The organism is Rhodopseudomonas sp. (genome assembly GCF_036404135.1).
Lineage (GTDB): Bacteria > Pseudomonadota > Alphaproteobacteria > Rhizobiales > Xanthobacteraceae > Rhodopseudomonas_A.
In genome coordinates, this window is sequence record NZ_DASWPE010000180.1 from 1 (window position 1) to 7,742 (window position 7,742).

Genomic DNA, 7,742 nt, shown 5'->3' on the forward strand with positions numbered 1-7,742 from the left:
CGCCGGCTTCAACTTCCACCTGCTGCTGCGCTGGTTCGAACGGATTTTGCGCGCCCTGCTGTGGATCCTGCTCGGCCGCATCATCAGCCGGACGCAATACGCCTAAATCGGCGCGTGTCCGGGATCTTCACGGACGACTACATAGCTTGTTAGTCGCTTGCCAGCTTCCGACGGATGGGTCCCCCGACGGTTGATCTCCAATAATCGTGTCGCGCAAGCCCACAGCCAGAAAGCTGGCCGCAGCGAAGCGCTGTCGACTGGCTCTTCGTCGTCAGCGACGCACACGCGCGTCGGAGCGATGTCGATCTTCAAGCGCCTCGAACGGTTGCCACGGAACGTGCTTCAGCACCGCATGAAATACGCTATTGTGGTACTGCATGGCTTTGCTCCTTTTCGCGTCCCAGAACGTCGCCAAACACGTAGTCCGCAGAAGGATCAATGCCATGCGCCTTGTCCATCAAAATTGACCGGACAGCCGTGCGGCAAGCGCGGGCGTGACGAGCGTCTTGGCCGCGGCTCGCAATCAGGCGGTTATGTGGAATCCTCGATCAGCATAGCTGACCGAGCCGGTGAGCGGGCTGCCGGCGTCGCTGGCGAGAAACGCCGCCAGCCGGCCGATCTCGTCGATCGTGACCAGCTGACCTGACGGCGTGCGCTCCTGCACCCGGTCGAGCAGTTCGTCGAAATGATCGATGCCGGACGCCGCGCGGGTCTTCACCGGCCCCGCCGATAGCGCATGGACGTGAATGCCGGCATCGGCGAGATCGGCCGCCAGGGTGCGGACGACCGATTCCAGCGCCGCCTTCACCGGGCCCATCAGGTTGTAATGCTCGACGACGCGGCTGGCGCCGTAGAAGCTCACGGTCTGCAAGCTACCGCCGTCGCGCATCAGCGGCAGCGCCAGCTTCGCCATCCGGATGAAGGAATGGCAGGAGACGTCCATCGCGATCGAAAACCCCGCCGCCGAGCAATTCACCAGCAGCCCATGCAGATCGTCGCGCGGCGCGAAGGCGATCGAATGCAGCAGGAAATCGAGCCGGCCCCATTGCTGCGCGATCTGGCCGAACACCGCTTCGAGTTCGCCATCGACCTGGACGTCGCAGGGCGCGACGATCGACGCCTGCAGCTGGTCGGCGAGCGGCCGGACGAAGCGTTCGGCCTTGGCGTTGAGATAGGTGATCGCAAGCTCGGCGCCGGCCGCGCGGAACGCGCGGGCGCAGCCACAGGCGATGCTGCTCTCGTTGGCGATGCCAACCACCAGGCCGCGTTTGCCTACAAGATCGATCAGTGCCGTCATTGAACATGTGCCTTTGCGGTGAGGACGGACCAGGTCTCCTCGGCGATGGTCTGCTCTTCGTCGGTTGGTATCACGACAAGCGCCAGCTTGCTGCCGGGGGCATCGATCCGCTCCGCGTTCGCCGCATTCGCCGCCGGATCGATCGCGGCGCCGAGCCAGCCCAGCCGTTGGCTGATCGCGGCGCGGATCGGCGGTTGGTGCTCGCCGATCCCAGCGGTGAAGACGAAGCCATCGAGCCCGCCCATGCTGTTGGCAAGCGCCAGGGTTTCCCGCGCGATCCGGAACGCGAACAGTTCGAGCGCCTCGCGGGCTTCGGGCGCGTCGTTCTGCAACAGCAGCCGCGTATCGGCGCTGATGCCGGAGACGCCGAGCAGCCCGGACTTGTGATACAGCGTTTCTTCCAGCCGTTCGTTCGACCAGCCTTCCTGCTTGACCAGGTGGATCAGGACGCCGGGATCGATCGCGCCGCAGCGCGTCGCCATCGGAATGCCGTCCAGCGTCGAAAACCCCATGCTGCTGTCGCGGCTGACGCCGTTGTCGAGCGCGCACAGGCTGGCGCCGCTGCCGAGATGCGCCACCACGAACCGGCCGCCGGCGAGTTGCGGCAGTTTGCGCTTCAACTGCGAGGCGATGAATTTGTAGGACAGGCCGTGAAAGCCGTAGCGCTTGATGCCGCGATCGAACAGTTCGCGCGGCAGCGCGAAGCGGCGCACCACGTCGCTCTGCGTGCGGTGGAACGCGGTGTCGAACGAGGCAAATTGCGGCAGGCCGCGGCGCAGATGGTGGATCGCCCCGATCAGCTGCACGCTTTGCGGCTGATGCAACGGCGCCAGCGGCACCAGCGCCGCGATCGCAGCCAGCGTCGCGTCGGTGATCTTGACCGGGCCGGCGAATTGGTCGCCGCCGTGAACCACCCGATGCCCGACCGCCGCCACTTCCTTGCGGGTGAAATGGTGCATCAGCCAGTCGAGGGTCTCCTCGATCAACTCGTGCATGTCCTCGGTCACCGCCGCTTTCAGTGGAATTTCGGTGGCGCGGCCGGCTTCGACGATGCGCAGCACCAGCGGCTTCTGCCGCAGGTCGATGATGCCGCCGCCGAGCCGGCGCAGCCCCTCGACCTCGCTGACGAACAGGCCGAGCTTGATGGTGGACGATCCGGGATTGAAGGTCAGCAGAACCCTGCCGGTCATGTGGGGACCGGACCGCTATTGCGGCGCGCGACGGTGATCTTGGCAAATGCCACCGATGCCAGCCTGATCCGCAACGAGTCCGCACGGCTGGTCAAGATGATCGGCACCCTTGCGCCGAGCACCAGCCCGGCGGCGTCCGCGCCGGCGAAATAGATCAGTTGCTTGGCCAGCATGTTGCCCGCTTCGAGGTTGGGAACCACCAGAATGTCGGCCCGCCCTGCCACCGGCGAGACGATCTCCTTGATCCGCGCCGCCGCGACGTTGATGGCGTTGTCGAACGCCAGCGGCCCGTCGAGCTTCGCGCCGGTAATCTGCCCGCGCGCCGCCATCAGGGTCAAGGCCGCGGCGTCGAGCGTCGCGGTCATCGCCGGGTTGATGGTTTCGACCGCGGCGAGGATCGCCACCAATGGCTCGGCGACGCCGAGCGCATGCAGGAAATCGATCGCGTTCTGGCAGATGTCGCGCTTGTGCGCGAGCGTCGGGGCGATGTTGATCGCGGCATCCGTGACGACCAGCAGCTTCGGATAGGCTGGGACATCGACGACATAGACGTGGCTCAGCCGCCGTTCGGTGCGCAGGCCGGACTGCGCGGAGACCACCGCGCCGAGCAATTCGTCGCTGTGCAGGCTGCCCTTCATGATGGCTGCGACCCGCCCGGTCGCAGCCAGCTCCACGGCGCGGGTCGCTGCGGCATGGCTGTGCTCGACCGCTTCGATCGGCATGCCCTCGATCGAAACCCCAGCCTGCGCCGCGGCGGCGCGGATCTTGTGCTCGGGGCCGACCAGCAGTGGCGAGATCAAGCCCTCGTCGCGGGCTTCGACCGCGGATTGGATGGCTTCCGCGCTGCAGGGATGCACGATCGCGGTGGTCATCGGCGGCAGGCTGCGCGCCTCCTCGGTGAATTTCGCGAAGCGATCATGGCGCCGCAATTCCACCTCGGGCACCGGAATCCGCGGCATCGACAGCTTTTCGTCAGGCGCGATCACCGTCGCGGTGCCGAGCAGCACGGTCTCGCCGAGCTGGTTGAGGCAGACCGTATCGAGCAGCACGATGCGCTTGTCCGGGCGCTTCTCCCGCACCGTCACCGACGCGGTGATGGTGTCGCCCGGCGCCACCGGCTTCTTGAATCGCAGGTCCTGGCCGAGATAGATCGTCCCCGGCCCGGGCAGTTCGGTGCCGAGCAGCGTCGAGATCAGCGCGGCGGTCCACATGCCGTGGATCACGACGTGGCCGAAGATATCGGTCGCGGCATAATGCGCGTCGAGATGCGCCGGATTGACGTCGCCGGACACCGCCGCGAACAGCTTGATGTCGTCGAGATCGACCAGACGGACCAGCGAGGCGCTGTCGCCAATGGAAATTTCGTCGAAGACCCGATTGATGAGCCACGGGCCGGTTGTTGCGATATTCATGACTGGAAAACGTAGCTCCCGGGAGCGTCGGCCAGCGGCGGATAGCCGGCGGCCGCGTCGCCGATCGGCGGCGGCTCGATCTGTTGCGGCGTGGAATGCCGTGTGAGCCAGTCCTCCCAGGCTGGCCACCACGATCCCTCTTGCACCGTCGCCGCCGCCTGCCACTCTTCGGGGGCGAGGCAGCTGTCCGATGTAGCTTTGGTCGCGATCCGGAAATGGCGGTGCGGATGCCCGGGCTCGTTGACGATGCCCGCATTGTGCCCGCCATTGGTCAAGACGAAGGTCACCTCGGTGTCGGAGAGGTAGTGGATCTTGTAGACCGACCGCCACGGCGCGACATGATCGCGTTCGGTGCCGACCGAGAAAATCGGCGCCCGGATGTTCTGCAGCGCGATCGGGTGGCCGTCGATGACGTAGCGGCCCGACGCCAGGTCGTTGCCGAGGAAGAATTTGCGCAGATACTCGGAATGCATCCGGTACGGCATCCGCGTCGCGTCGGCATTCCAGGCCATCAGGTCGTTCATCGGCGTGCGCTGACCCATCAGGTAGTCGTGGATCAGGTGCGACCAGATCAGGTCGTTGGATTTCAGCAACTGGAAGGCGCCGGCCATCTGGGTGGCGTCGAGCGTTCCCTGTTCCGACATCAAGGCTTCCAGGGTGTTGACCTGGCTGGAATCGATGAAGAGCTGCAATTCGCCGGGCTCGGTGAAATCGACCTGCGCCGCGAACAGGGTCACGCTCTTCAGCCGATCGTCGCCGATCTCGGCCATCGCCGCCGCGGCGAGCGCCAGCAGCGTGCCGCCGAGGCAGTAGCCGGCGGCATGCACCTGCCGGCGCGCCACGATCGCCTCGACGGCGTCGAGCGCCGCGACGATGCCGAGCCGGCGATAATCCTCGAGCCCGAGATCGCGATCCTCGGCGGTGACGTTGCGCCACGAAATCGCGAACACGGTGTGGCCGCGTTCCACCAGATAGCGGATCAGCGAGTTCTGCGGCGACAGATCGAGAATGTAGTATTTCATGATCCAGGCCGGCACGATCAGCACCGGCTCCGGATGCACCGTCGCCGTGGCGGGCACGTACTGGATCAGTTCAATCAGGTGATTGCGGAACACCACCTTGCCGGGCGTCACCGCGATCTCCTTGCCGACCCGAAAGGCCTCGGTTCCGACCGGCGGCTGCTTGCGCGCCAGGCGGCTGGCATCCTCGATCAGGTTCTGCAAGCCCGCGACCAGATTGGCGCCGCCGGTGCGCTGGATCTCCTTGACCACGACGGGATTGCTCCAGGGCAGGTTCGACGGCGCGAGCATGTCGAGCCACTGCCGCGCCGCGAACGAGACGATGCTCTCGTGATGCGGCGACACCCCGGCGACGCCTTCGGTAGCGTGCCGCCACCAGTCCTCGGTCATCAGAAAATTCTGCGCCCAGAGATTGAACGGAAACTGCTTCCAGGATTCGTCATGAAAGCGCGCGTCGCCTGCAGGGGCTTCAATGCACGTTGGCGTCGCTGGATTGGCGGCGGACTGCGCGGCATAGAGCGTGATCCGCTCCAAATTATCCCCGGCTTGCAGCGCCAGTTCCGCCTGCTTGCCAGGGGAAAGACTGAGGTGAATCCCCCAATCCAGCAACGTAAGCAGGATCGCCGCAGGCGAAAGACCCCAGGTTGCGCGCGCGATAGCACAGGTGATCGCCACGTCCGTGTCGTGGAATAGCGAGTGTGCGAGGGGCTTATCTTCGCCGATGGTCCCCCGGATTTTGCCGGTGTTGGCCCGTGAGATCAGGCTGCTTGGCGACGCCAGTTTCGTCCCGTCGTGCATTCCAACCTCCAACCTCACAGATTGCGTATCAATCGCCCCGATCACCAATGCTGAGCTAATCATGCATTTTTGATCCCAATCAAGTTCATCGCAACTGGCGACGTTGGGACACTATAGTTTTTTCGCGCTTGTCGCGGCTCGCCGTCGCGGTCGTCCCGCCTGTTCGCGAATTCGCTGGAGCGTTCGGTCGATCGTTGCCGCACTCATCGCCAGCAGCTTGCCACGAATTTCGGGCGCAAGCGTCAGGTGCCCGTGGCGCTCCTTCGCCTCCCTGGCTATCCGATATAGTGCGACCGCGCCTCGGCGTCACGACTGGCGTGACGCCGAGGAAGCACTGAGGCCGATCGTCAAAGATGCCCGCCCGCAGACGATCGCCGATCAGCCTCGAAGGAACGGTGTAAACCACATCCCGCAGGATGAAGCTAGCCGACGTCACCGGGATCACCCTCTCCTCAAGTTCGCTCGTGCAGCTTTCGGTACCGGGGCCGGGGCGTCCTTCGCCAACTGTGAGCGGGCGATCGGCACGCAGATCGGCTCGCCCCCACGTGCCCTACGATCTTCGTCGATGAACGCCTCAGTGCTGCCTACTGCGACGGGCCCCCTGGCTTGCTTCCGAGCGCCCGGACCGCTCGGGCCCGGAGCTTAAGTGAAAATTTCTTCGTCATCTTGTTTGTCATGGTTCCGCCCTCTCAAGGGTTAGGGCTTCGACAGTCCTTGAGTGGTTCAAAAGGGGCGCTGAAGATTAGCCCCGCTTAAGATGAAGGTCGCCAACACGAAGGGCTTGATGGATACGGTCAATGAACGATTTGCAGGACAAAACCTTACCCAGGTCCGTCCTCCCACGTGCGCGCCTCTGTATTAGGCAGTTCTGTTTTATTGACATGAGCGGCCGGCCGCAGGAGATGGGGAATCCCACAGGACCAGCCGTTCTACGGTGCCCGAATTTCGGATAGCGGCCTCCGAAACCCATCGCCGTATGCAAACACCAGATCGCGTGTACTTCTTGTTTGTCTCTGCTTCTTTCACCTGCAACAAAGCTAATGTGAGAAGCGGCCTTATAAAAACGGTACCGGATCGTTTTGTTTTATAGCTAAGAAATGGCGAGCGGTAAAGCGAGAATTTAGATGATGAAACAAATGATGGTGAAGGGGCCTTTGTGGGTGCCCGGCGGTGTGGTGGTCGTCCCACTCGAGAGGACGCCTTGCGGCGTGATGCGCGGCTGCTTGAGGTCGCTACTAGCCTATTCATGGAGCGCGGTTTTGAAGGCACGCCCATCGATGCGGTCGCGGGAGCGGCTGGCGTGGGCAAGCCAGCCGCCTGCGCCCGCTATTCCGACAAGCGTGATCTATTCGCGGCCGCTCTCAAAGGCAGAATTCAGGACTGGCCCGTCCCGCTGTCGGCGGCGGCCGAAGTTCAGGCCGATGATGTTAACTCCAAAGATATCGAGACGACGCTGCACGAGCTTAGCCAGCATATGCGTGCCCAGGTGCTGAGGCCGGAATGCGCGACACTGCAGCGAATTTGGCCGCGCAGGCCGCTCAGTGTCTGGAATTGGCGAAACTCACCCATGAGGAAGGTTGGCCGCGGGCGGTCCGAAGTGTGCCGATTCTGCTGCAGCGATTTGCAGCTCGCGGCAAGATCAAGGTGGACGACATCGAACGTGCTGCCGACCTGTTCCTCGATCTTCTGCTCGGGCAACCCTCACGCCTAGCGATTTGTGGATTGCAGCCGACCCATACCTTCAAGAACTACGGCGGTAGGCTGCTATCGAACTCTTCTTGACGGTCTGCGAGCTGATGAAGCTAACCTCGCGGCAAGGAGAGCATGAATGCGGCGACCGATCGCCAGGCCCGGTTTTCGCCGGGAAACTGTGTAAGAATCTGAAGTAGTCGTCCGTGAAGATCCCGGACACGCGCCGATTTAGGCGTATTGCGTCCGGCTGATGATGCGGCCGAGCAGGATCCACAGCAGGGCGCGCAAAATCCGTTCGAACCAGCGCAGCAGCAGGTGGAAGTTGAAGCCGGCG

The 7,742-nt window shown here is 63.8% G+C and carries 5 protein-coding genes and 1 pseudogene; 2 read left to right on the forward strand and 4 right to left on the reverse strand.

From position 1 onward, the window contains the following. Positions 1-523 precede the first annotated feature (523 nt). The 4 genes from fabI to VGC77_RS20330 are packed head-to-tail and all read right to left on the reverse strand — an operon-like array spanning position 524 to position 5,593. Positions 524-1,297: an enoyl-ACP reductase FabI gene (fabI, locus tag VGC77_RS20315; protein WP_331173371.1), complete on the reverse strand. Its 774-nt coding sequence runs from the start codon at positions 1,295-1,297 to the stop codon at positions 524-526. Then, positions 1,294-2,487 carry an acetate/propionate family kinase gene (locus VGC77_RS20320; protein ID WP_331173372.1) on the reverse strand — a complete coding sequence of 398 codons (1,194 nt, stop codon included), beginning with the start codon at positions 2,485-2,487 and terminating at the stop codon, positions 1,294-1,296. Before VGC77_RS20320 ends, fabI begins: the two co-directional genes overlap by 4 nt. Further along, complete coding sequence (locus VGC77_RS20325; RefSeq protein WP_331173373.1) at positions 2,484-3,899, reverse strand: bifunctional enoyl-CoA hydratase/phosphate acetyltransferase; 1,416 nt, start codon at positions 3,897-3,899, stop codon at positions 2,484-2,486. Before VGC77_RS20325 ends, VGC77_RS20320 begins: the two co-directional genes overlap by 4 nt. Next, positions 3,896-5,593: a PHA/PHB synthase family protein gene (locus tag VGC77_RS20330; RefSeq protein WP_414709703.1), complete on the reverse strand. Its 1,698-nt coding sequence runs from the start codon at positions 5,591-5,593 to the stop codon at positions 3,896-3,898. The genes VGC77_RS20325 and VGC77_RS20330 overlap by 4 nt, the downstream gene beginning before the upstream one ends. Positions 5,594-6,962: 1,369 nt before the next feature. Here VGC77_RS20330 and VGC77_RS20335 point away from each other — a divergent pair. Both VGC77_RS20335 and VGC77_RS20340 read left to right on the forward strand, forming a co-directional pair. Next, a pseudogene (locus VGC77_RS20335) lies at positions 6,963-7,016 on the forward strand (hypothetical protein); the annotation flags it as partial. 200 nt (positions 7,017-7,216) lie between these two features. Then, complete coding sequence (locus tag VGC77_RS20340; RefSeq protein WP_331173375.1) at positions 7,217-7,498, forward strand: TetR/AcrR family transcriptional regulator C-terminal domain-containing protein; 282 nt, start codon at positions 7,217-7,219, stop codon at positions 7,496-7,498. Positions 7,499-7,742 lie beyond the last annotated feature (244 nt).

Coding starts and splice junctions, on each gene's coding strand:
- fabI (WP_331173371.1), bottom strand. CDS start 1,297: ATGACGGCACTGATCGATCTTGTAGGCAAACGCGGCCTGGTGGTTGGC.
- VGC77_RS20320 (WP_331173372.1), bottom strand. CDS start 2,487: ATGACCGGCAGGGTTCTGCTGACCTTCAATCCCGGATCGTCCACCATC.
- VGC77_RS20325 (WP_331173373.1), bottom strand. CDS start 3,899: ATGAATATCGCAACAACCGGCCCGTGGCTCATCAATCGGGTCTTCGAC.
- VGC77_RS20340 (WP_331173375.1), top strand. CDS start 7,217: ATGCGCGACACTGCAGCGAATTTGGCCGCGCAGGCCGCTCAGTGTCTG.